The sequence below is a fragment of the Pantoea sp. X-Soil-TKNS-1207 genome, assembly GCF_059730485.1.
In genome coordinates, this window is record NZ_AP035960.1 from 483,616 (window position 1) to 507,885 (window position 24,270).

Genomic DNA, 24,270 nt, shown 5'->3' on the forward strand with positions numbered 1-24,270 from the left:
ACTTATTCAGGCAACGCAAAGTTGATTAACGTTGCCTGCGGGGAGGCCTCTTCCGGCATCGGTATAAATTCAGGCAAAAAGTCAGTGGCGATTTCTTCTTTATTGTCAGGCGGCGTAGCGCTGTCCGTGACTTGCTGGCGGGCAAGTCGGATGGCGCGGTCCACCGTTGAAAAAGGTTCGCCATGATCCGTCGCTAACAGAAAACGCAGCAAAACCGGCGATGTCGTTTTAAACGGTTTTAACTGCTCCGGTACCTCCTCGCCAACCAGCAGCTGGGCCAGCCTTTTGGGCTGATTGGGGAAATATTGCGGCTGTAATGCATCGTACTTATCGCTAAACCAGACCAGATCCTCATGCCGGTACGAAACTTTGAGCGCGGCCAAAAGCAGGCCCAGATATTGTGACTCCTGACGCTGATCATTTCGTTCCAACGCGATAAATACCGGCCCCAGCCGCATTTCCGCCTGCGGATAGCCCGGTCGGCCGAGTAGCTGGTACAACCATGTCAGATGGCTCCTGGCGTTTTTGTGGTTGGCGGGGCGCGGATACTCAGCCAGCCCCTCCGCAATCCACTGCACCTCCTCGGGCGTGGTCTCCGCGCGAAAGATTTCCAGCGCCGTTTTGACCCCCCTTAAACTTATCCGCATCCCCGCCAGTTGCAGCAGCAGCACTACCTGCTCCTCGGAGATCGCCTTGTATCGGGCGGGTAATTGACGCAGCAGCCATAACAGCTGCCAGGATCGCGCGCCTCTGACGATGGCCCGGCAGTGGTCGGCAAAAGATTGCGCCAGCTCCAGCGTGATCTGGGCCTCAATGGCCGCAAAAACCAGCCTCTTTATTGCCACGCTGATGATGATGCCCGCCTCCTGTAGCCCCCGCTTCAGCACCGGCGTCACCAGGTTTGCACGTAAAATATCAGGATGGCTGAGCAGTTGGAGGAGCCGGAATGGCATGGGTTGCGTATGGTGGTCGGGATCGTTCCAGCGGTGTTTAATCAGTTGCACCACCTCAGCAGCGGGCTTCGCCCGCGCGCTGTCGAGGATGCCGCTGAGCGTGCCCTGATTTAACTCGACCCCTTTGCCCTGCATAAAATTGTCCACATCCCCGATGGTGATCGCCTGAAGTACCTCGTCGTCGAGCCGGTACACCAGCTCTTTTACCAGCGTCACCGCGTGGAGCCTTTTTGTCAGCTTTCTCCAGCTCTCTGCCAGAACGGATTCTATATTTATGTCCGGCTCCTGCGTCGCCACACTTTCTGGCGCGCTGAATTCTTGCTGGCTGGCTTTCAGACGTTTGGGTTGAGGTTGCGTCGCGGCCACCTCTGTCGGCGGGGCGGTATTTTCGGGCGGTGGCGCATCGGCAAATATCATGGCAACCACCTCCGCGGCGCTGGGGAGTCTCTCTCTGGCTGCGATTAACGCGCTGCTGACCAGCGAAATACCCACATCATAACGAACCTCATTCAGCAGGAGGCTTAACAATTGCAGCGGCCGCAACTTCGCCGGGAGCGTGCTGATGCTCAGCTGCGTGGCCCATGTGTACTTCCTGACGTTTTCTTCACTGAATAATTCCTTATTAGCACTGTGCCAGGCCTGAATATCCGGCGGTATGTACTTTCTCACTACTTTCCTGGCGAGATTCAGCTTATGTTGCGTCACGCCGAACACGGGTTGGCTGAGAATAAAGGCCAGCTTCTCATCAGACAGATTCAGCGAAGCAAACCCGGACGATCGCCGCAGCATGACCACCCTGGCGACGATACAGGAGGCGTTGCCATAGCGACGCCACAGGCACTTGACCTGGTTGATCTCCCCAGGCGTGACGGGGCTTTTGGCGATACTCACCCGCGCCATTCGTTCTTTAAAAGCGTTCCTTACGGCGTCTCTGTTTATCAGTTTTTTATTGTTAATCGGGTCCGGCGGTACGGCATCCAGCAGTTGTGACAGCGTCACACCCTCAAACTGCGCGTCGGTGAACTGGTCGAGAATTTTTCGCATGATGTTGGTGTGATTGGGACAAAATTCATAAGGCGCCGTCCGGAAGACTTCCTTGTAGTAAAACGAGAAATTCGTGGTTAGCGCTGGCAGACACGACCTTTCGTCGTGGGGGATGCTGGGGACAGTTATGGCCGGAACAAAACTTTGCGGAGTGGCAGCGCTGTTTTTTGCATTTTGCACTGAGACAAGCGCTGCGCCAGAGGTGCCCGCCGCGGTACCGGGTAAAAAGGTGTTTGTGACGCCATCGGTTTCCATAGACATTCCGTTTCTTAGTGAAGTGATGGGTTTAGTTCAATAATGACAGAGGCACCCGTCGGCCAATGAATACGGGTCAGGGTTCCAGTTCCTGATTGAGCTGAAACAAAAGATGTTGTAATGCGTCCGGATCATCCCAGGTGAATACCGGGTCAGGCACGGCAGGGTACTGCTCCCGATCGTACATCGTTAATATATCGTGCAGTGGCGCGTCAGAAGAGGGATAAACGTTTATCTGCGAAGCCGACGATAAGAAAACATTGCTGGCTAAGCCGGGCGACAGGCTTCGCTCAAAGAATGTCATTTCATCCGGCGTCCAGTTATTCGGCTCGCCTGACAGAGAAGATGTTTCTGAACGATCGGATTGGGGATTAATCACAGATAACGTTGCCTCAGATTCATTATCCTGATTTTTAAGGTCGTTGAGATCTTTGTAGACCTTCCAGTATCCCAGGTAATAACGTTTTTCGTTCAACAGCAGACTTAACAACTGCGCTGTCGAGAGATTGGGAAAGTTACTCACGCGCAGCTGATTTGGCAGTCCGTGTTTCATCAGCAACTCTTCGGTAAAGAGTTGTTCATTCTCCCTGAACCAATCGACATAATTTGAAACGTTGGCATGTACGATATCCATGGCGAGCATGAATTTGTTTTCGGAAACGGTCCATCCTGATTTCTTCAGGGCGTATCTCAGTTTCGCTTCTGACAGACCCAGCACCTGATATTCAGGCGAGCGTTGCAGTAATACCAGTTTGGTCACATTACAGATGGCCTCATCATAACTTTCCAGCCGTTGTTTAACCGTCTCCACGGCGTGGTTTAATTCTTTTTTCAGTCTGGCATCATGCGTGTTCTCCAGGGCCTGCACTTCCCCCGCCATCTGTCTTTCTTTCAGGGCTTTTTGCACCTCCTTATTCTTCATCACGATACCCTGGGTTTTCATCACCTCCTGAACCTGGCTTACGGAGACATTCTCAAGTTCCTTATAGTCAAATTGTGCAAAGAGTTTGCGCATCCGGTAAACCTTCGTCTTCCGTCTCGCCCGGCTCGCGTAAGGATCGGGCTGGCTGGTTTTACGCCAGAGCGGCAGAAAATTTGCGGTCAGTTTTTCTATAAAGGATTTATTGGCGTTATGGAGGGTGATTTTAATTTTTTTTCTCACACCCGGCTGCGGCTTTATGCGACAGGCTTGGGGAAGAGGGTCTTGCTCCTGAAACAACGCTTCGGCCCGTTTGCGCTCATTCAGGGGGTTACGTATTGATCTGTCGCCCAGAACAATGCCATGCAGATTCAGAATATATTGCACCTGAGATACTTTCGCTTCAGCAACTCGCGATAGAGGGAACAGGCTTAAGAATTTCCTCATACGGGCGGTCTGATTGTTTTGGCTCACCAGATTCTGACTGGGATCAATCTCGCAGGCAATTTTCCAGCGTTCTTCACACTTCTCATCCAGTTCTTTTAAAAACGCCGTCGTGAGTTCGCTCTTAAGATATTTCAATTTTCTGGTCATCACTTTGGCCAGTGAACTGAAATCAGGATCGCTGGTATCCGTCAGCGCAAATTGCTCTTTCGCCTCCCGCTGATCCAGTGCGGCTTTTACGGTTTTATAATCCATCTTTACGCCATGGTGCTGGCAGATGTCCTTTAGCTGGCGTGCCGTCGCCCCCTCAATTTTCCACCAGGGGAACTGATTGAGCAGTTTCCTCAATCGGGAAATCTGCGTGGTTTGAGTGAAAAGATTCTTAAAAGGATCAACTTTACAGGCGATGGCCCAGCACTCACCAAAGCGCTTATCCAGCTCTTTTATAAAGGCGTTGTCCTTATTTACCGCCGTAATTTGCCGATAAGGCCGCTTCGGTTTCTTTTTGCTGACGCTCTGTGGTGTTTTAAGGCTGTTTTTCACTGTCCTGATTTTTTCAGGAAGTTTACATTCTCTGTTTGTCCTGACCTCATAGGCCTGTAGCCTGAGTGTGTCTGTCGCCGGGATGATATCCATAGGAATTCCGCTTCTTCGTCATTGAATGGCTGTACTGCGAAATGATATGGCTTCCCGTCAGGCAAAACCGTCTGCCGCGACACATTTTGTGCCTTATCGCATTTTTCGCTGAAGCGCAGGCTTTCATATTTACGAAGCCCGGTAACTTGACCCATTAACGCTTCTTCGCCCCAGTCATTGCTCCCTCTGGAGATCGCATTAAACAACCGGGATCTTTATGCCTGGCCTGACATTAAACACGGCGTCAGACATTTTGACGCTTCTCACAACTATAAATGATGAATTTGTGCTGACGCTTCTTAAATGTTGTCATTTATAACGGCCTGGCATTAAAATTACCCCATCATCTGTACCGCAATTTGCAGATTAAGTTAAAACTGAGATGCAATGTGCTTTATTCTCAGCGTCAGTTGTGTTGTACTTCTCTACACAGAAATGTATGGTCATACGCGCTACTAATAATTGCGTTGTAAAAATTGACACAATCTAATTTTATTCGTTCAACGACACAGAATGTTTTGGGAGAAGTTCATGAGTGATCCATTGAAGGCGTTAAATAATATCCGCACCCTGCGCGCGCAGGCGCGTGAACTGCCGCTGACAGACCTCGAAGAAATGCTGGAGAAATTAACAATCATCGTGGCTGAGCGTCGTGAAGTTATCGATGCCGAAGAGGCAGCCGGACGTGAGAAAGCAGAAAAACTGGCTAAGTATCGTGAGCTGCTTTTAGGCGATGGTATCGATCCGACCGAATTACTGGGCGCGATACAGTCGGCAGGTAAAGCCCGCAACAAACGTGCTCCGCGTCCGGCAAAGTATAAATACACCGATGAAGATGGTCAGGAAAAAAACTGGACAGGTCAGGGACGTACCCCTGCGGTGATTAAAGCTGCGCTCAATAGCGGAAAATCACTGGACGACTTCCTGATCTAATTGAGGATCATCTCGATTAAGAGGATCAGGAAATGATTTCTCGCGTCAGGTGATGTGGGCGGCAATGCCCACATCATTTTTATATTCCGGCTTTGCGTCGCTACGCTTATGTGTTAACTCCCCCAGTAACACCTGATTAGGATTATTACCGGCTTTACTCAGGATGCAGCTCAGGGTAATGTTCGGTGAAAGCAGAACACAGGCATACAATAACAACATAAAGAGTCGGTGACTTCCCATGCACGCGTTGCTAACTTCGTTGAGATTCCCTTCGCCTTTCGATCAGGTTAAATCGTTAAGCCCGTTTCAGGCTGATATCATTAAAACGATCGCGCTGGCGGCGATGTTAGCCGATCACATCAACACCATCTTATTAAATGGTCGCAGTGCGCTGCTTTGCGCCATCGGTCATATCGCCTTTCCTTTATTTACCATTATCTGGGCAGCCAACCTGCCGGATGACGCCGCACGTCTGCGCCAGCGCGCTACACGTTTATGGCTATGGGCGATCGCCACCCAACCGCTATTCTGGCTGGCCTTTATGATGAAAGGACAATCCTGGTTAGCGCTTAACATCCTGTTTGCCTACGCGGGTTGTACGCAGATGCTCAGCTGGGCGGCGCGCTGGGGCGCTAATGGCGCAATGGCCGGTCTGGCGATTCTGCTGCTGCTGGCATGGCCACTGACACCGGCCAGTTACGGCCTTACCGGCATCGTATTTTGCCTGCTGTGCATGGCGGCGCGCTGCATCAGCGCGGTGGCGGCAAGTCGGTTGTTTTTACTGCTGGTGTTTGCGGCCATGGCCTGGCTGAATATCCCGGCAGCGGGCAGCTATCAAAATACCCTTGTTTATGATCTCCTGCCTTCGCTGGCGATTCCCCTGCTGATTATCGCGGCAGTGGCGGCGCTGCCGCGTGTCTCCGCAACCCGATTCTGGCCGCGTCGTTTCTTCTATCATGCCTACGCCGGTCATCTCACCCTGCTCGGCGTGCTGGCGGTGATGCCGGTGCGCCCTTAATTGGGGATGTAATGAAACCCCGTGATAAGTGTTTACACGCGATTACCCATTGGGCCAGCGGCGCTGAAGATGTAGAAGCGTTGATCCTTACCGGTTCACTGGCAAGGAACGATAATAGTGCTGACGATCTTTCAGACATTGATATCGAAATTATCACTTCCCGACCGGAAGCCCTGATCGTTGAAGATAAATGGCTGAGTGAACCGGGGCAGCTGGTGACGGTTTTGCGGCTCGATCCTGAGGCGGGCCAGCAATGGGCGACCCGACTTGCCATCTATAATGATGGCGTAAAAGTCGATTTTACATTGGCGGGCACGGAGCGCCTCATCAGGATGATTGATAATGCCAGCCTGTGCGAACTCTACCAGCGTGGATACCATATTCTGCTCGATAAAACCGGCATGGCGGGAAGGCTACCGGCACCAGCCCATCACGTTCCCGCCAGAGCGCTGCCATCACCGGCTGCATTCACGCAGTCTGTAGAAGAGTTCTGGTTTGAAGCCTTCCACATCCCCAAATACCTTGCCCGTGGTGATCTGTGGATGGTTAAGCTACGTGATAACACGATGAAAACGCTATTACTGAGTATGCTGGAGTGGCACTCCCTGGCGCGTAGTCAGGGTTCGTCAGATACCTGGCACCACGGTTTACATATGAACCAATGGGCTGATGCGCAAACGTGGGACGAGCTACAAGCTACTTACGGGCGGTTTGATGCGACGGATGCACAACGTGCGTTTGAGGCTACCCTTCGGCTCTACGGACGCCTGGGGCGGGAAGTGGCGCAAATTACAGGACTGTTCTATCCCCAAGCCTGCGAAGACGCGATTACATCTCTTAACCGCAGGGTGTTAGCACAGGACAGATAACGAGAAGCAGCAAGAGCGCCATCACACGGCTGCTGACTGAACAGGGAAGTTAACCATGTTAATACAACAAATGAACCCGGCAACCCTGCCTGAATGGGTAACACTGCGTATGCAGTTATGGCCTCACCATTGCCGCGAGCTGCACATGCGTGATGGTAATAATATCCTGTTAAATCCTGAAAAACTCAGCTCCTGGCTGGCCATCACCGGGTCTGGCGAGGCCGTCGGTTTCGCGGATTGCTCGCTACGCCATGATTATGTCAACGGTTGTGCGCATGTTCCCGTGGCGTTTCTGGAGGGGATATTTGTTGTTGGTATCCATAGAAAACAGGGTGTTGCCGCGAGTCTGATTATCACGCTTCAGAACTGGGCCTGCGTGCGAGGCTGCCGTGAACTGGCTTCTGATACGGCCCTTAATAATATTGCATCGCAAAAGATGCATCGGGCATTAGGGTTTCAGGAAACCGAACGCGTAGTGTTTTTCCGTAAGAAGCTACCTTAACGGCTGATTTCACCACCATAGCCCGTCACGCTCAGTGTCTCGCCGTTCAGCTCCACGACCGCAAAAGGCGCGGCATCGGCACCATCCAGCATCCCTTTCATAATAAAAAATTCGGTGCTGCCGATACGTGTGTAGCCACCCCGATGATCATGTCCGGCAAAGCACGCCCGTACCTGATAGTGGCAAAAAAGGTCGGCCAGCTGATTACCATTCCACAGGCAATGCGTATTGTGCGGCGCCAGCGGGTAGTGACCAAACACCACCACCCGCTCATGGCAGGCCTGCGCATCCTGCAATTGCTGCTCAATCCACAGCAGCTGCTGGCTGCCGACCGCACCATTCCAGGGTTGCGCCTGTGGCTGCTGACGTGCCAGTAAATCGGCCAGCACGCCTTCAGCCTGCTGGCGATCATCGCCAGTGCCATACAGGCTGATATCGTTGCCGTCGTACACCACTACGCGCCAGCCCTTCAGGCGAAAGGCGTAATAACTTTTCGGCAGCGTGACGCTATGACACATCTGCTCAGCGATGGTCTGCGCATCATGGTTGCCGATAACCACCACATGCGGATGCTGTAACCGATCATACAGCGGCAGCAAGGTCGCGTAGCTTTGCCAGTGGCGATCCACCAAATCACCCAGCGTCACAACAAAATCCAGCGGCTGCTGGTTCAGCTGCGCAATAACCGGCGGCAGCTTGTGCAGCGCGTGACGGTAATAAAGATGGTTTTCCAGATCCGCATCGACGTCGGCGTACTGCGGGTCGGCAATCAGGCCGAAACGCAGCGTGGCGTCATCCGGGGCGGTCGGACGCAGCGCAGGCAGCTGATAAAGCTGAGCGACATCACCCAGTAAAACATGTTGCTGAGGCGTGAGCGGATGCGGATACGACATAGCGGGAACTCCTTAACGAATACCGGCGCGCATAAATGACTGAATAAACTGACGCTGGAAAACTAAAAACAGCAGCAACAACGGCAAAGTGGTCATCAGCGTGGCGGCACCAATCAGCGCCCATTGCACCCCCTGCTCAGGGGCGGAAAACAGCTGCAAACCCACGGTTAAGGGACGCACATTGACCGAATCGGTGATCACCAGCGGCCAGAGGAAATCATTCCAGTGAAAGCTGATCGACACCAGCGCGAAGGCAATATAAATCGGCTTCGCCAGCGGGATATAGATCCTGCGCAAAATATAAAAACGGCTGGCCCCTTCAATAATCGCCGCCTCTTCCAGCACCAGCGGAATGCTTTTAAACGCCTGGCGCAGCAAAAAGATAGCAAACGCCGAGGCGAAATAAGGCAGCGCAATGCCGGTCAGGGTATCGCGCAGGCCGAGCGCGCCAATGGTTTTATAGTTATTCAGGATCAGTACGTCAGGGCTGATCATCAGTTGCAGCAGGATCAGCGCAAACAACACGCCGGAATATTTCATTCGGAAGCGGACCAGCGCGTATGCCGCCATGGTCGCCAGCACCAGCTGACAGACCACGATCATCAGTACCAGCAAGGTGGTATTGATAAAGTAGCGGCCAAAAGGCGCAGCGTGCCAGGCGTTGACGAAGTTTTGCAGCGTCAGCGGCGAAAACAGCGCAAAGGTTCCCTGATCCGACGCCGGATGGATCGCCACCCACAGCGCCACCAGAATCGGTAAAAACCACAGCAGCGCCGCCAGCCAAATCACCAGATTCAGAAGTCTCATTGGTAATGCGCTCGCTTATCCAGCAGATTGAATTTGATCAGCGCGATGGTCGCGAGGATCACCAGCAACACCACCGTCATCGCCGCCGCGGCAGGCATATCCCAGAAGCTGAACGCCGTGCGATAGATGTAGAACAGCAGCAGGCTGCTGCTGTTATCCGGGCCGCCGTTGGTCATGGCAATCACCTGATCGACAATGCGGAAGGCGTTCATCGAGGCGTTAATCAGCACGAACAGCGTGGTCGGCATCAGCAGCGGCCACTGCACGCGACGGAAGAAATAGAAGCGTGAAGCCCCTTCAATCTCCGCCGCTTCGCTCAGGCGCGGATCGATTTGCTGCAACGCGGCAAGATAGAAAATCATAAAAAATCCGGCCTCGCGCCACACGGAAACCGCCATCAGGCAATAGAGGGCGCTGCCCGGCTCGCCCAGCCAGTTCACCGCAGGCAGGGAAAACAGCGCCAGTAGCTTGTTCAGCAAGCCGAGCTGCGGCGTGTAGAAAAACAGCCACAAATTGGCTATGGCGATCATCGGCAACAGCGAAGGGATAAAGAAGGCGGCGCGCACCAGAGCATTGCCACGCAGATGGCGGTTCACCGCCAGCGCCATCATCAGTGACAACGTCACTGCGAGCGGGATGGTGATCACCGCATATAACAGGTTATTCCACAGCGACCGGATAAAGATATCGTCATCCAGCAGCGCGAGATAATTGTCCAGACCGACGAAACGGGCCGGATGGCCGTTGCGCGCGGCGCTGAACACACTCTCCCACAGCGTTGCCAGCGCCGGGTAATGGGTAAACAGCAGCAGGAAAGCCAGTGCCGGTAACATCAGCAGGTAGCCATACAGCTGCAACGACCAGAACCTGGGGCGGCTGGCCGCCGCCGTGGTGAGAAGTGTGCTCATCGGTTACTGGTAAGCCTTCAGCAGACGGTCGGCCTGCTTCTGCGCCGCTTCCAGCGCGTCGGCCGGGGTCTTCGCCTGGGTCACTGCCGCTTCTACCGCGTGATTGAGCGCGTCCTGGATCTGCACACTGTTGTAGGTCGACAGTTCCGGTTGCGCGTATTTCAGCTGTTCGCGCGCCACCAGCGCCTGCGGCACCTGCTTAACGTAATCTTTCATCACGCTGGTATCCCAGGCGGCTGGCGACGTCGCCACATAGCCGGTGGCAATGCTCCAGCGTGCGGCCTGCTCAGGTGCGGAGACCCAGCGGATAAACGCCATCGCGGCTTTCTGCTGTTCCGGTGACGCGTTTTTGAACACGTAAAGGTTGCCGCCGCCGGTCGGACTGCCGCGCTGGGTTTTCTCCGGCAGCATCGCCACGCCGAACGGGAATTTGGCGTTATCACGCACGCCGGTCAGGTTGCCGGTGGTGGTGACCATCATCGCGGTTTTGCCGCTGATAAAGTCCTGCGGCGTGGTGCCCCAGGCAATCGCGCCCTTCGGCGACACGCCCTCTTTCTGACCGAGATCGGTCAGCCATTGCAGCGTTTCGATATTTCCCGGCGTGTTGAAGTTCACCGCTGTGCCTTTACCGTTATCCAGACGACCGCCGTTAGTGGCGGAGAGTCCCTGGAAGTTCCAGTAACCGTTCGGCGTTGACGGGATCTCAATCCCCCACTGGCTGACCCCTTTGTCATCTTTGATCACCAGCTTCTTACCGAAATCCACCACCTGCTGCCAGGTCGCTGGTGGCGTGTTGCCATCCAGACCGGCTTTCTCAAACGCCTGCTTATTCCAGTACATCACCACCGTTGAGCGCTGGAACGGGATGCCCCAGACTTTGCCATCGATGCGACGCAGGAACGCCGGATAAAAACCGTCGATCCATTTTTTCCCCTCAGCGTCGTTGGCCAGATCGCTGGCGGCAACGATGGCACCGGCATCAATCAGGGAATAGGCTTCGATATCACCAATCACCGCCAGCTGCGGCGCATTGCCGCCGCGAAAGGCGGTCAGCGCCTTGGTGACGGTCGTGGCATAGTCACCGGTGTAAACCGGCTGAATGCTGACTTCCGGGTGAATTTTTTCAAAATCGGCAACCAGCGAATCCACGGTGTGGCTGACCTTGCCACCCACCGCAATCGGATAATACATCTGCAATTTGACCGGATCGGCGGCGAAAGCCGTGGAAACGGTAGCGATCAATACAGCAGAAGCCAGGCGTAAGTGACGAATAGCAGACATGATTTTTCCCTGATCGAAAGGACAACGGTTAAACAGCGTATTTTTTTACTGATTCGAAGATGTGTTGCTCGGCATGAACGCAGCGCTTTCCGCTGGCGGTGGAAAACAGGTATTGCTTCGCGGCCGACCATTGCAGGCCGATCTGGCTGCCTTCGTCGAAGCGCTTCATTCCCGGCACTTTTACCGTCAGCGGTTCTGTGAATCCCGGCAATGCGCACACCAACAGGGTGTCGGCACCCATATATTCGTAACTGATGACATGGGCAGTGAGCGTGGCGTCGGAGGCATCAATCAGCTGAATATCTTCGGCGCGCAACCCGAGGCTCAGCGCATCGTCTGCATCTGTGTCCACCACCGGGTAGTCCATCTGGCCCAGATAGTGGCCGCTGCCCCGGCGTTGCAACGGCAGGATGTTCTTCGGCGGTGCGCCAATAAACTGCGCGGCGAACACGCTGGCAGGATTGTTGTAGAGATCGTCCGGGGTCGCGTGTTGTTCAATGCGACCGTCGTTCAGCAGAATGATGCTATCCGCCATGCTCATGGCTTCGGTCTGATCGTGGGTGACGTACAACATCGTCAGGCCGAGCTTCTTCTGCAACCCACGGATTTCCCGACGCATACTTTGACGCAGCTTGGCATCGAGGTTTGAAAGCGGTTCATCCATCAGGCACAGGCTGTGGTTGGCGATTACCGCCCTGCCCAGCGCCACACGCTGCTGCTGCCCGCCGGAGAGCTGTGACGGCAGACGCGCCAGCAGCGTGTCCAGCTCCATCAGTTTGCTCACTTCCGCCAGACGCGTGGCAAATGTCTGCTTATCTTCCCCACGCGCCTTCAGGCCAAACAGCAGATTTTCCTGCACGCTGAGGTGCGGGAACAACGCATAGGACTGAAACACCATGGAGAGTTTGCGCTGCGACGGCGGCAGATGGGTGATGGGGGTATTGCGGCAGTGGATTTCGCCCGCGTCGGCGGTTTCCAGTCCGGCGATGGTGCGCAGCAGCGTCGATTTGCCGCAGCCGGATGGCCCAAGCAGCGCGACAAATGTCCCTTCCTCAGCCATAAAACTGATGTCATTCAGGGCAATTTTTTCGCCCCAGGCTTTGGTGATGTGGTGAAGAGAAAGGTAGCTCATGCGCCCTCTGGGCTGGAATCAGAATGGCGGTACGTTAGCTGGGGATAATGAAAGATTTATTTAACCTGAATGACGTTTAGGTGATAAGGCCCGCGCGCAGGGCTTATTTGCGGGTTTCACGCCAGCAGGCGTAACTACAGACGATAATTGTCAGGGCGAAAACCAGCTGATTAATCAGCCAGTCAGGAGTGATCATGCGCAGGATCAGACGGGAAAACGGTTCTGCATACGCGGTAGCTTTTGCACTTTTGACGGCAATAACATACAGCACGCCGAGGATGACAAATTTGCTGGTTAGCCATGCGAGAAAAGGAGTGATCAGCAGCACGGTTTTATTGTGGGTGCGATAGCGGGTGAAAAACAAAAAGCACACCAGTGGCATCAGTGCCGGGAACAGCGCGACGCTGACATTGGCGATCAGTTGTAAAACCGGGATGTTAAACTGCTGATACAGCTGCCATCCCTGAGCGACATCGGATGGCAGGGTGCGATAGAGCAACAGAAAGCACACCATTCCCCAGATAAACGCTGCCCGTAATCTATTGTCCATTTTTCCTCTCCGTTCGGCTTCCTGTGCCCGCCTTTCAGTTTGTTGCTGATATTGTCACCGCAAAGGCTTTTGTTGCAGCGCTTCCCCTGTCGGAATCATCTTTTCAGGTTAGCCTTGTTCCGCCATCAGCGCCCGGAGATCTTCCAGCCGGCATGGCTGATCATCCGGCGGGCGACTGAAAGCTAACGTGCTGATAAAAAAGTAATCCCGGCGCTCTGGCCGGGATTGGTGCGTTTAATCACGATCAGACTTGCGGGCGTCTATCTTTGCGAAAATCCATGAACCAGTACCACCCGCAACACCTATGATCATACTTCCAACAAATATATTAAGAAGCCATTTACGTTCAAAGCTGACTTTTCCATCAAAAATAAAATCAATAACCATTCCTGCTAAAAATAAAAAAACGAAAAAACATACAACTAAAGATATTATTCCTATGGATAATTTAATCAGTGTAACTTCATGCTTTTTCTTACTTTTCATTCTGCCGGGCATTCTTATTATCAACTTTATCCTTGATTTTATTACCTATTTTTTCGCTACTAATCGAACCGGCAGCATCACCAATAAATCCCGCTGAGGGTCCAGGCACTGGATTCAATAGAACGGGTGCATAAGCGCCAACGGCTCCACCGACTAATGCCCCTGCCACCGCATTCGCGACCATCGGGTAAGTTCCCCAGAGATCGGCCACCGCCTTATATTCGGGATCGCGTTGCACCGGCGCATTGACCTGCGCAGCAGTGGTGGTGATATCACGTCCAGCCAGAATGGTGGTGTTGCCGCTGCTTTGCGCCAGGTTGACCTGGCCGGCGACAATCGCGCTACCCTGCAACGGGCGGCTGTCGGCCTGGGCCAGATAGAGGCGCGGCACCAGTATCGTCTGGCCGTTAACGCTGACGTTTTCCCACCAGATAATGCTGTGCGCAAGGCTGGCGACCTGATCGCTACTCAGGCTGATGCCCAGCGTCAGTTGCAGCGACTGCTGGGCGTCAACGGCGTTGTCCAGCAGATACTGCATCTGCGACAGGTCGGAACCTACGCCGCCAATATAACGCTGCCCGGTCTGGCTCAGCACCGCGTTGCTGACGTTGAGCTGCGCGAAGTTCTGCTGGAGTTGATCGCGCAGGCTGGCGCCGTTGCCCGCAGGGGCGTCAGGCGTGGCCATCAGTTGATGCTGGCTCTGCGTCTTAAGCGTGCCGGGCGAATTCAGGGCGTTAATGGTGGGCGCGCTGATTAATGACGTCCCCACATCGGTATTGGCGGCGACGGCGGTGTTGCCAATGCTGCTACGGAAACGGGCGTTAATCGACCCACCGGCCTGCAACGCGGCATAGACGCTATCGCCGCTGCTGACGCTTTCATAGGTCGGGGCGTCGGCGAGGGTGAAGCGAATGCTGGTGTTTCCCCCCCGGATAGCAGGATCATCCGGGATATTTGGCCGGACAGGTTTGGCGGAGCCGGCACCGAAACGGAAAGTCTGATATTGGGTGGTCATGCTGCCCAGATAAGAGAGGTTGTTCAGCTGCTCACCGCTCAGGGTGATATCACCCTGCGCCGAGATTCGCGAACCCAGGTTATCGAGCTGACCGGTATATCCGCTGAGGTTCCGCCCCGAGGAGATGCGACCTGCTGCATCGCCGGGATTCACCGTGATGGTGTGGGTGGATAGCGCAAGGGTTTGGCTGGCGGCGCTCGCATAGGGGACGTAGCGGTAATGGATAGCATAAAGCTCATCGCCATGCCCCATCCCCAGATACTCGTCATAGCGATAAAGCCCGTAGTCCGCTGGGTTAAACCAGCTCAGCGGGATATCGACATCGCTCCCGCTACTCGCCCACGATGGCATGTCCAGCGCCGAGTGCTGCTCCGTGACCGTCAGGCCACGGCGATCGTTCAGGAGATGCGCGGTATTCAGCGTGATATCGCCACTGCGCGTCTCAATCGTGCCCGAGCGGTTCAGCACCTCGCTGTTACGATTATTCGCGTTATCGCGCGCAATGGTCAGGTGGTTGCCTGCCAGAATATCACCCGCCAGGTTATGCACCCGGTCAGCCAGCAGATGGATGTTCCCGGCGGCGTACAGCAGGCTGCTGTTCTGCAACGTATCCGCCGCCTGCGCCGTGAGGTTGCCCAGCGTGCTGATGAAACCGAGGTTATTCAGCGCACGCTGGCTGATGAGCGTCAGGTTGCCGCCCGACTGAATCGAGCCGCTGCCATTCAGTTGCAGGTTTTGCGCCCGCAGGATGCTGTCATGCGCACCGGCAGTGATCGTGCCATTGTTGGTCAGCAGCCCGCTGCTGATCAGGTTGATGCCCTGCGCCTGAATCTGCCCCTGCTGCACAAAATCGCCGTTTACCTTCAGCGTCAGGTCCGTCGCCTGCAACCAGCCCGCATTGTGCAGCGTTGGGGTTTGCAGGCTGGTTGGCCCGCCACTCAACATCTGACCGCTGGCGGTATTGATGATGCTGTCGCCTGCCGTTACGCCGAGGCTGTCGGCGGCCTGCACCTGACCGTGATTGGTCAAATCCTCAGCAGCAAGCGTGACACTGTCACCCGACATCATGCCAGAATTGATAATGGTTCTGGCGGCGATGCGCAGCATATCGCCTGCGGCGTCTAAGATGCCGCTGTTGTTGAGCGAATCGTCGAGTTCGAGCAACAACTCCTGCGTGCTTTGCAGACTGCCGCTGTTATCCAGCCCGTCTGCGCTGAGAGCCAGGTTGTGCGCCAGCAGCTGCCCCTCATTGCTTAGCTGTGCCGCGCTCAGACGGGCGTCGCCCTGGCTTTGCAGCGTGCCGCTGTTATCCGCACGCTGATGCGCCGTCAGGGTAAGCGTGTCCAGACCGGTGATTACGCCAGCGTTATCCAGCGTCTGACTGGCGCTGGTCAGTGCTGCTGCCTGAATGGCGCCGCTGTTGCTGAGCGCCCCCGCATTCAGGCTGAGATCACCCGCTGCCAGCAGGTTGCCGCGATTGCTTATCTGCGGAGCAGTGACTACCAGGCTCGTGCCGGTTTTCAGCTGTCCGCTGTTGCTGAGGCGGTCGCTTAACGCCAGATTGATGTCGCCCTGCGCCAGCACGCTGCCGCTCTGCAACCATTGCCCGCCCTGCCAGTTCAGAACGCCGGTTTGCAGGGTGCCAGCGTTGATGGCTGTGGCGGCGCTGACGTCGAGCACGCCATCTGACAGCAGCTGCCCCTGATTCACTAACCGATTGGCCTGCACACGAACGCCGGACGTCCCCTGCAACAGGTCGCTATTAACAAAAGAGGTTGCGTGCAGCCTCAGCTGATCTGCCAGCATCTGACCACGGTTGTCGATGTTATCGGCACGGATATCAAGGGTGTTTTTCGCCTGCCACCGGCCGCTGTTAGCGATGGATTTCCCTTGCAGCGCCAGCTGCTCTGTCAGCATCTGACCACGGTTGTTGATATTGTCAGCCTGGACATTGAGGGTGTTGTTTGCCTGCAACAGGCCGCTGTTAATAAGTTGAGTTGCGCCCAACGCCAGCGCGTTGCCTGCGACCAGATTGCCGCTGTTATCCAGTGAACCCAGCATAAAGTTGCCGCTGTCCAGCGCGTGGAGCCAGCCGCTGTTCTGCCACTGCGTCGCCGTGACAGCAATGCTGTTGCCCTGGATGTTCCCGGCGCTGGTCATCAGGTTGCCGGACAATACCAACGCACCGTGGGTCAGCAGCTGTCCATTTTCCGCCTGATGCAGCTGGTGCTGACTTATTACGTCGAGGCGGTTATTTCCCTGTAATAAGCCGTGGTTAAACAGATCGGTGGTATTGAGTTGCAGCCTGCCCCCCATCAGCGCGCCGTGGTTATCCAAAGACCCGGCCTGCAACGTCAGTTGATCATCAGCGAGCCACCTGCCGCTGTTACTGAGCGTCTGTGCCTGCACGCTTACGCGCGGTGCGGCGACGGTGCCGTTCTGCGCCAGCGCGCCCGCCTGGAGGGTCGCCTGCTGGCCAGCTTTCAGGCTGCCATCCAGCGTGGCGGCATTCCCGATTGTCATCTGTAGCTGATTATCTGCGCTCAGTTCGCTACCGGTCGCCGTCGTAAGGTGCGTGCCGCTCAGCTGGATATCCTGGGCGCCGGTGACGCCTGCCAGCGAGACGCGGTCGCCCTGCAACGCGGCGTTGTGGCTGACTTTGAGGGTGCCGGATGGCTGCTGGCGCAGGTGTTTATGGCCGGTTAAGGCCACATCAGCCGCCTGCTGGTTGCCCTGTAAAGCCAGCGACTGCGCTTCTGCCGCCAGCGTACCTGCTGCGGTGGCATTGCCGATCGTCAGTTGACCATTGGCGCTCAGCTGGATATCGCCCTGCTGCGCGACCAGATTGCCGAGGTTAACCCCGACACCGCGATCGCTGGACACCAGGCGGATGCGGTTGGCATACATGCCGCCCAGCGCGCCGGTATCAATGGCGACCGACGGGTCCGCGCCTGCCCCGGCCAGCGCCGTAACCGATCCATCCTTTGCCACGCGGTTGGCACCGACGATCACCGACAGATCTTTCGCATAAATGCCCGCGTTGATCGCCGTGGCACGCGCCACAAGCGACACCGCATCGGCCTGACTGCCGTCCAGCCCAGCGCCTTCGACGATCACCGATCCCCGGCTGACGGCCAGCGCCTCCAGATCGCCATTGGCATCGAACTGCGGTTTCCCGGTGGTCAGGGTGACATGCGGCGTGTTGATAAAGCCGCAACCGTTACAGGTGATGCCGTAGGGATTGGCAACCATCACACTGGCGGCTTTACCCGCCACCTCGGTGTAGCCCTGCAACTGTGAGCGGCTGGTACCGGTGACTTCATTGATGATCGCCCGCGCTTCCTGTCCGGCGTGCAGATTGGGGTTGTTCTGGATCAGGCCGCCCAGTTGCGTTTGATTGAGCTGGCCGGCGGCGTTATTGAGGATCAGTCCCTCTTTGCCGACGTTGTATTGCTGATACTGATTGTGCGAAATACCCGCCTGATTCGGCGTGGCGATGTTCACCACCGGCACACCATTGCCCGCAGCGTCAAGCTGCGTACCGGGCTTAACCGGCGTTATGCCTGCCGCCGCCACCGGCAGCATCGGCTGCGCGGCGATCAGTGAACAAATCAGGTAGCTGCGCGCGCGCCTTGCACGCGAGGTGGGTTGACGATCATCCATAATCATTGCCGCTCCTTAGAAAATCAGCCCGATGCGGGCATATATGCTCATGCGGTCCGGTTGCAGATTGCCGGGATAGCTGAGCGGAGTACCGAGGGTGTATTGGGTGTAGAAATGCCTGTTGCGGGTGCTGAGACCGGTCGCGCTGCCCCACAGGGTGCCGGTGGTGCCGCTGTTGAGCGCATCGCTTTGCAGCCAGCCGCCATCGATAGCCAGCAGCGCGCTGACATCACCGAAAACCGGCAGCGTCAGCAGGTGATAATTCGCTTCGTTACGCAAATAACCGCCCACTTCGCCGGACAGATAGTGTTCTTTAAAACCGCGTACCGAGCTTTCGCCGCCAATGGTCAGCCGTTCGCTGCCGTAGAGGCGATCTGGCGACCATTGCCCGTAGAGACTGCTCAGCCACCAGACATCCTCGCCGAGGGGCCGCTGGAAACTGCTGCTCAGGCTCCATTTGCGGAACTGCGCCTTCGGCAGATCGCCGGTTTTGTCGTTATCTCTTTCGGCGTCAAACCACGGCATCCCGCGGCTGAAGCCGGGATTAAGCGTGGTGACACCCCCCGCGACTTTCTGGGTGTGATTGAGGCCAAACAACAGGCTGGTGAGTTTACGGCTGCTGCTCTGGAGCAGCGTGTCATTGAGGTAGTTATGATTGGCATACTGGCTGAGGCCGAGCTGTGCGCCGGTTTTAATAGCGCCGTTGCGGAACAGCACCCAATTGCCGTTGAAGCGGTGTGCGGCGTTGTCGCCATAGCTTTGCCAGCTAAAACCGTTGTTGCTGAAGCGGCTGTGGTAGTTATTCCAGCTGAAGCTGTAATCCAGCGATCCATAGCCAAAAGGCACGCTGACGCCGGTTTGCAGGTTTTGTGCATCCTGCCATTTGCGGAACTCGCTGCTGCGTCCACCGCTGATAAACCAGCGGTCGGCCAGGCCCAGCAGATTGCTGGCGGAGAGCGAGGCGTTCAGCTGACCCACGCCGGTACTTTTCTGCCCGCTGTTGTCTGCACCGATGCTGGCGCTGAGCGGAAATTCGGGCGTTGCCGTCAGGTTAAGCACCGAATATCCGGCACGCGGCGACGGCTGAATATCAATCTGTACCGGCGTGGTTCGCAGTCGGTTAATCTGCTCCATGCCCTGCTCAATATCGCGCAGATTGAGGATACTGCCTGCCATAGCGGGAAAGGCCATTTTCAGCATAGATGGCTGCTGACCATCAAGATAGATGGCTTCCAGTCGCCCTTCCAATACTGGCAGGATTAATTCTCCGTGCGACAGATCCTGCCCGACCAGAAAGGCGCGGCTGGTAATGTAGCCGCGCTGCATATACCACGCCGACACGGCATGAACCAACGCGTTAATCTGCGTGACATTCAGGCAACGCTGAAGATAGGGCGCGGTCAGCGTCTGCTGCTGTTTTGCCGACAATAACGTCGCGTTGCGGATGATAATCCGCTGAATTGGGAAACAGCGGCCAGAAGAGGATACCTGCGGCGCAGGTGCGACGCGTAGCGCGGGCGTATGCTCCAGCGCATCACGCTGCTGCTGATCCTGTCGCAGGCGTTGCTGCTGCTGGGTTTGAATAAAATCACGGTCGCCAGGCGTAAGCTCCACCGCCCTTGTCTGGCATATGATCAGCCCGGCGCTGAGCGCCAGCCACTTCCATGTGGTCAGGTTCATGAGTTCGCCATGTCATGTGCATCAGGCTGACTGTAAGGATTTCGTCAGCAAAGGCGTCAGAATATCAGCAAAACAATCAGAATGTTCCTAATTGTTAAAAACAACATCAAATTCTGTTAATGGCGATTGAACTGTTTTTTTACAGCGCGGTAACGTGATTGTGCGGGATTTAAAATTGGCGGCGTCAGGAAGAGCAACGGTAAGATTAAAATAACGCAAAAATGCCCCCGCCTGCAACTTCGGCCAATTTATGATATTTTCATGAAATTAACCTTCAATCGGCCCGGACTCACTTTAATATTAATATTCTTCGCTATCCTTGCCCCGACAAAATGCCAACCAAATATACCCGTAAAAAACCCAAATATATCGAGGAATAATTTTATGTGCCCAATGTCTATTTCAGGGAGCTATGGTTATGATGTTAATAACTCCAACAGCCGAAAAGACGAAATCAATGAAACGACAACCGCTGTGGATGTCATTGACTGTCCTTTAAGAAAGGTCACCACCACATCAGGAGCTATTACGCTTAAAATTTGCAACATTGGCGATGATGAATCAATGAATGAGAGCGTGGTTCATTCTTTGGCTGGATTTATAACAATCGGTGTCGATTGTGTCATCAAAGGCGCCGTTGAGAGTGCAACAGGTGTGATTTCCGCAGAATACGCCGATATTTTTGGCCCGGCAATCAGCACCGAAGGTAACATGTTATTTACTGCAAGTAGTGCCTATGCCATTATTTCTGATTCTGGCAAGATCAGTGTCGTAGCGTCTAAAATAAATATTAAAAAATACCTCCCTGGAGAAGGTATCAGGGAAACAGAAATCCTGGCATCCCCAATGGGATCCCCCGCTCTGCATGATAGCCAGAGTGAAACAAAAAACATTGTCATCCAGTCACTGGAAAACGATATAGAAATCACCAAAGAAAGCCTGGTCATTGGCGATGTTTATACCTTCAAAGGCGGAATAAACACACACTCTTCAACCATCATGGGAGATATCACAAACCTTCATGGCCCAACGACGTTGATCGCCAGCCAGGTTAAAAACATCTATCAGAAAGAAGGGGATTTGTCTTTAGAAACCACAAGGGTTAACTATATTCATGCCGCGGGAAACACCGTCTCCTTTAGCCAGGCTTGCCATGTGATGAGCGGTATGAGAATGGACGGTGAACGCGTAAATATTTCACTCTCCACCATTGAAGGCCGAACGGAAATGGCCGGGAAATACCTTCATATAACAGAATACTCGACAGTGGAAAGTGTAGTTTTAATCAGACCCGAAGGAGCAACTGAAGAACCAACCTTTTATATCACCATCGAGAAAGGGTCAATATTGAAATTTATCGACAACAACGACATGAACTGTATTTTAACCATTAAAGGCAATGCTGAATATTCAGGTTTTCGCGACCTTAAAGGGTTGGAAATTCGCCTGCTCGCGAATTAAATCAACCTGCACATGCCCCATACCATCAATTCGGAGCATGTGCCTGTTACTGCTTGCGGTTATTTATCACAACAGCCTTTGCAGTTGCCACAGCCCGCTGCATTGCCCATCGCCAGCGCCGGGAGAGTGAGGCGCTGTTCTTTTGCCCGATCGCCGTATTTACGCAGCAGCGCCAGCAGCACGCCATTCAACGCGATCACGCTCAGCAGGCATAGTGCGCTGTAGCCCGGATGCCGGGTAAAGCTTACGCTCTGATAAAACAGCGTGGAGATGGAGTACGCCACGTTTAAGCCCCAGAAGAAGGAAAACAGCATCCAGTTCCGCCCGGCTTCACGCGCGATAGCGCCCATCACGGAAACGCAGGGCACATACAGCAGCACGAAAATCAGGTAGCTGTAGGCAGCAAAACCGTTGCCAAATTTCGCACTCATTACCCCCATCTGTCCGGCGGCCATCTCGCCGTCGCCTTTGCTGGCTTCGATGGGGTTCGCCAGCGCACTGGCCCTGAACACCGCGCTTAAGCCATCCCTGGTTTGCGTCAGCGAGTTTTTCAGTTCGCTCAGCAGGTTAAATTCCTGCGGATTGAACTCGCCACTTTGAACATCTTCTCCGGTGTAAAGGCTGTTAAGCGTCCCCACCACCACTTCTTTTGCCATGATGCCGGTCACCAGCCCCACCGTGGCCTGCCAGTTATCCTGCGTGACGCCAATCGGTAGCAATACTGGCGTGATCACTTTACTGGTGGCGGCCAGCGCGGAATCGTTGATGTTGTCGACCGGCTTGCCGCTGAACGAGAAGCTGCTCAGCACGCCAATCAACATGCTGACAAGGATAATCACCCGCCCCGCCCGCACAATAAACATCTTCAGCCGCTGCCAGGTCTGGATCAGCAGGCTTTTAAGATGCGGACGGTGGTAGACCGGCAGCTCCATAATGAAAGGCGATGCTTCACCGCGCAGCAGGGTATGTTTCAGCACCAATCCGGTGATGATCGCCACCACAATGCCTAATACATATAAGGAGAAAACCAGGCTGGCGCTGTGCGCGCCGAAGAACGCCGCGGCAAACACCGCAAAGATGGCCAGACGCGCGCCACAGGACATAAAAGGCGCGATCAGTACCGTGGTCAGGCGCTCACGGGGGGTATCCAGCGTTCGCGCCCCCATCACCGAGGGTACATTACAGCCAAAGCCCACGATCAGCGGAACAAAGGATTTTCCCGGCAGCCCCAGCGATTGCATCAGGCGGTCCATCACGAAGGCAGCGCGTGCCATATAACCTGAATCTTCCAGAAACGACAGGAAAAGGTACATCAGGCCAATTTGCGGAATGATTGGCAGCACCGTATTGATTCCGGCACCGATACCCTGCGCCAGAAATACCGTCAGCCACGCAGGGAAATGGAAGGTGTAGCCCAGCCATTGTGTGCCGTGGATAAATATCGCCACTGAGCCACTATCAAACACCGGCTGCAACGCCGCCCCGATATTTATCGACAGCACAAACATCAGATACATCACGCCGAGGAACACCGGAATGCCCGTCCAGCGGTTGAGAATCACTTTATCGAGCAGGTCAGTCAGTCGGCTCGGCGTTGAATGGTGAATATTGCTGACGGCAGCGCAGAGATCGGTAATGGCGCGGTAGCGAAAATCGGCAATCAGCATTCCTGGATCCCCCCCGCCTGCTGAATGATATCCGGCAAATGCGGCACAACTTCCGGGCAGAGTTGCTGGCTGTTGAGATCCCCTTCCAGCAGCTGCAATGCCAGCCAGTATTGTTTTTGTGCGGGAATATCGGATGACATCATGGCGCAGATGCGACGAATTACCCTCTCCACCTCAGCCGGATAGGCTACCTGCTTCAGCGGCGTATGGCTGCGAGGGGTATCGATGACGTCTTTGAGTCTGGCAATCCCTTCGCCACGCGTAGAGGTGAGCGCTACCACCGGGCAACCCAGCCGCTCCGACAACGCCGTCACGTCAATGATGATGTTTTGACTGGCGGCAATATCCTGCATGTTGAGCGCGACAATGCAGGGCAGGCCCAGCTCCAGCAACTGGAAGGTCAGAAACAGGTTACTTTCCAGGTTCGAGGCATCGACAACGTTGATCACCAGGTCGGCGTGATCGTTAAACAGATACTGACAGGCAATGCTTTCATCAATCGAGGTGTCCACCGACATAGTGGTAAGCGATCGGGTGCCGGGTAAATCGATCAGACGCACATCCGACTGAGCGGTAAAAAACTGCCCTTCTTTGCGTTCAACGGTCACCCCGGCCCAGTTCCCTACCCGCTGCCGCGCGCCGGTAAGCTGATTAAACAGGGTGGTTTTACCGGTATTAGGGTTGCCGATTAGGCCGATGGTTAATTTTTTCATGAGGTGATTTCCTCCAGGATGACCGCCGCGAGGTCTCGTCGGCGCACCGCCAGGCTGACACGACGGGTGCGAATCTGCACCGGATCACCCATCGGCGCGACACGGATAACCTCGATAATCGATCCGGGGATCATGCCCATGGTTAACATTTTTTGCCGCCAGGCGGGGTTAATAGACGTCTGGTAACCCACAATGCGGTAGCTGCTGTAGTTTTTTATATGCATATCATCATCCAGTGCAGTAACAAGGAAGGGGTGATTATATAAATGATAAGCATTCACATTTTTTGATCTGGGATTGGATTGATGCGGACAATGGGATGCCAACATCAATGGCACGTTAACAACCGGCAAATTTTATTGCCCGACTGGATAGCTTTGGCTGGCACAACATCGGATGCGGCGGCCGGTGCATAAATTAATAAGTATGTTGTAATTATTA

The 24,270-nt window shown here is 54.8% G+C and carries 18 protein-coding genes and 1 pseudogene; 5 read left to right on the forward strand and 14 right to left on the reverse strand.

The features are described 5' to 3' along the window. Positions 1-2: 2 nt before the first annotated feature. On the reverse strand, positions 3-2,252 hold the full coding sequence (locus AC6I8V_RS25465) for a hypothetical protein (protein ID WP_497846722.1): 2,250 nt from the start codon (positions 2,250-2,252) through the stop codon (positions 3-5). 76 nt (positions 2,253-2,328) lie between these two features. Beyond that, a complete protein-coding gene (locus AC6I8V_RS25470) occupies positions 2,329-4,251 on the reverse strand; it encodes a hypothetical protein (RefSeq protein WP_497846723.1) in 1,923 nt (640 codons plus the stop codon). Positions 4,252-4,782: 531 nt separating this feature from the next. On the opposite strand from AC6I8V_RS25470, the gene AC6I8V_RS25475 reads away from it, so the two are divergent. Further along, positions 4,783-5,184: an H-NS family histone-like protein gene (locus AC6I8V_RS25475; protein WP_497846724.1), complete on the forward strand. Its 402-nt coding sequence runs from the start codon at positions 4,783-4,785 to the stop codon at positions 5,182-5,184. A 45-nt stretch (positions 5,185-5,229) separates the two neighbouring features. Here the strand turns inward: AC6I8V_RS25475 and AC6I8V_RS25480 are convergent, their stop codons facing one another. Beyond that, positions 5,230-5,403 (reverse strand): hypothetical protein, encoded by a 174-nt coding sequence (locus AC6I8V_RS25480; RefSeq protein WP_497846725.1) that lies wholly within the window; start codon positions 5,401-5,403, stop codon positions 5,230-5,232. A 19-nt stretch (positions 5,404-5,422) separates the two neighbouring features. Between AC6I8V_RS25480 and AC6I8V_RS25485 the strand changes: the two genes are divergently transcribed. The 3 genes from AC6I8V_RS25485 to aac(6') all read left to right on the forward strand — a co-directional run bounded on the left by AC6I8V_RS25485 (position 5,423) and on the right by aac(6') (position 7,573). After that, entirely contained in the window at positions 5,423-6,202 is a 780-nt protein-coding gene (locus AC6I8V_RS25485; RefSeq protein ID WP_497846726.1) for a TraX family protein, read from the forward strand. 11 nt (positions 6,203-6,213) lie between these two features. Beyond that, entirely contained in the window at positions 6,214-7,071 is an 858-nt protein-coding gene (locus tag AC6I8V_RS25490) for an aminoglycoside 6-adenylyltransferase (RefSeq protein ID WP_497846727.1), read from the forward strand. Positions 7,072-7,141: 70 nt separating this feature from the next. Further along, complete coding sequence (gene aac(6') / locus AC6I8V_RS25495) at positions 7,142-7,573, forward strand: aminoglycoside 6'-N-acetyltransferase (RefSeq protein ID WP_497847047.1); 432 nt, start codon at positions 7,142-7,144, stop codon at positions 7,571-7,573. Here the strand turns inward: aac(6') and AC6I8V_RS25500 are convergent. The 9 genes from AC6I8V_RS25500 to AC6I8V_RS25540 all read right to left on the reverse strand — a co-directional run bounded on the left by AC6I8V_RS25500 (position 7,570) and on the right by AC6I8V_RS25540 (position 19,988). Next, positions 7,570-8,466, reverse strand: coding sequence for a metallophosphoesterase (locus AC6I8V_RS25500; protein ID WP_497846728.1), 897 nt, complete (start codon positions 8,464-8,466; stop codon positions 7,570-7,572). The two genes, aac(6') and AC6I8V_RS25500, sit on opposite strands and share 4 nt — an antisense overlap. Positions 8,467-8,478: 12 nt before the next feature. Beyond that, positions 8,479-9,273: a carbohydrate ABC transporter permease gene (locus tag AC6I8V_RS25505; protein ID WP_497846729.1), complete on the reverse strand. Its 795-nt coding sequence runs from the start codon at positions 9,271-9,273 to the stop codon at positions 8,479-8,481. Next, positions 9,270-10,181 carry a carbohydrate ABC transporter permease gene (locus AC6I8V_RS25510; protein ID WP_497846730.1) on the reverse strand — a complete coding sequence of 304 codons (912 nt, stop codon included), beginning with the start codon at positions 10,179-10,181 and terminating at the stop codon, positions 9,270-9,272. Before AC6I8V_RS25510 ends, AC6I8V_RS25505 begins: the two co-directional genes overlap by 4 nt. A 3-nt stretch (positions 10,182-10,184) precedes the next feature. After that, positions 10,185-11,462 carry an ABC transporter substrate-binding protein gene (locus tag AC6I8V_RS25515; protein WP_497846731.1) on the reverse strand — a complete coding sequence of 426 codons (1,278 nt, stop codon included), beginning with the start codon at positions 11,460-11,462 and terminating at the stop codon, positions 10,185-10,187. Between the two features lie 28 nt (positions 11,463-11,490). Then, entirely contained in the window at positions 11,491-12,594 is a 1,104-nt protein-coding gene (locus AC6I8V_RS25520; RefSeq protein ID WP_497846732.1) for an ABC transporter ATP-binding protein, read from the reverse strand. A 103-nt stretch (positions 12,595-12,697) separates the two neighbouring features. After that, on the reverse strand, positions 12,698-13,144 hold the full coding sequence (locus AC6I8V_RS25525; RefSeq protein ID WP_497846733.1) for a hypothetical protein: 447 nt from the start codon (positions 13,142-13,144) through the stop codon (positions 12,698-12,700). Positions 13,145-13,378: 234 nt separating this feature from the next. After that, the gene (locus tag AC6I8V_RS25530) at positions 13,379-13,630 is read right to left on the reverse strand and encodes a hypothetical protein (protein ID WP_497846734.1); all 252 of its coding nucleotides are present in this window, start codon (positions 13,628-13,630) and stop codon (positions 13,379-13,381) included. Next, on the reverse strand, positions 13,620-18,308 hold the full coding sequence (locus tag AC6I8V_RS25535) for a two-partner secretion domain-containing protein (protein WP_497847048.1): 4,689 nt from the start codon (positions 18,306-18,308) through the stop codon (positions 13,620-13,622). Before AC6I8V_RS25535 ends, AC6I8V_RS25530 begins: the two co-directional genes overlap by 11 nt. A gap of 15 nt (positions 18,309-18,323) precedes the next feature. Further along, positions 18,324-19,988 carry a ShlB/FhaC/HecB family hemolysin secretion/activation protein gene (locus tag AC6I8V_RS25540; RefSeq protein WP_497846735.1) on the reverse strand — a complete coding sequence of 555 codons (1,665 nt, stop codon included), beginning with the start codon at positions 19,986-19,988 and terminating at the stop codon, positions 18,324-18,326. Between the two features lie 384 nt (positions 19,989-20,372). Between AC6I8V_RS25540 and AC6I8V_RS25545 the strand changes: the two genes are divergently transcribed. Continuing rightward, entirely contained in the window at positions 20,373-21,449 is a 1,077-nt protein-coding gene (locus tag AC6I8V_RS25545; RefSeq protein WP_497846736.1) for a hypothetical protein, read from the forward strand. A 59-nt stretch (positions 21,450-21,508) separates the two neighbouring features. On the opposite strand, the pseudogene feoB reads toward AC6I8V_RS25545, so the two are convergent. Further along, positions 21,509-23,829 (reverse strand): annotated as a pseudogene (gene feoB, locus AC6I8V_RS25550) (Fe(2+) transporter permease subunit FeoB). Next, entirely contained in the window at positions 23,826-24,053 is a 228-nt protein-coding gene (gene feoA / locus AC6I8V_RS25555) for a ferrous iron transporter A (RefSeq protein WP_497846737.1), read from the reverse strand. The pseudogene feoB and the gene feoA overlap by 4 nt, the downstream one beginning before the upstream one ends. Positions 24,054-24,270 lie beyond the last annotated feature (217 nt).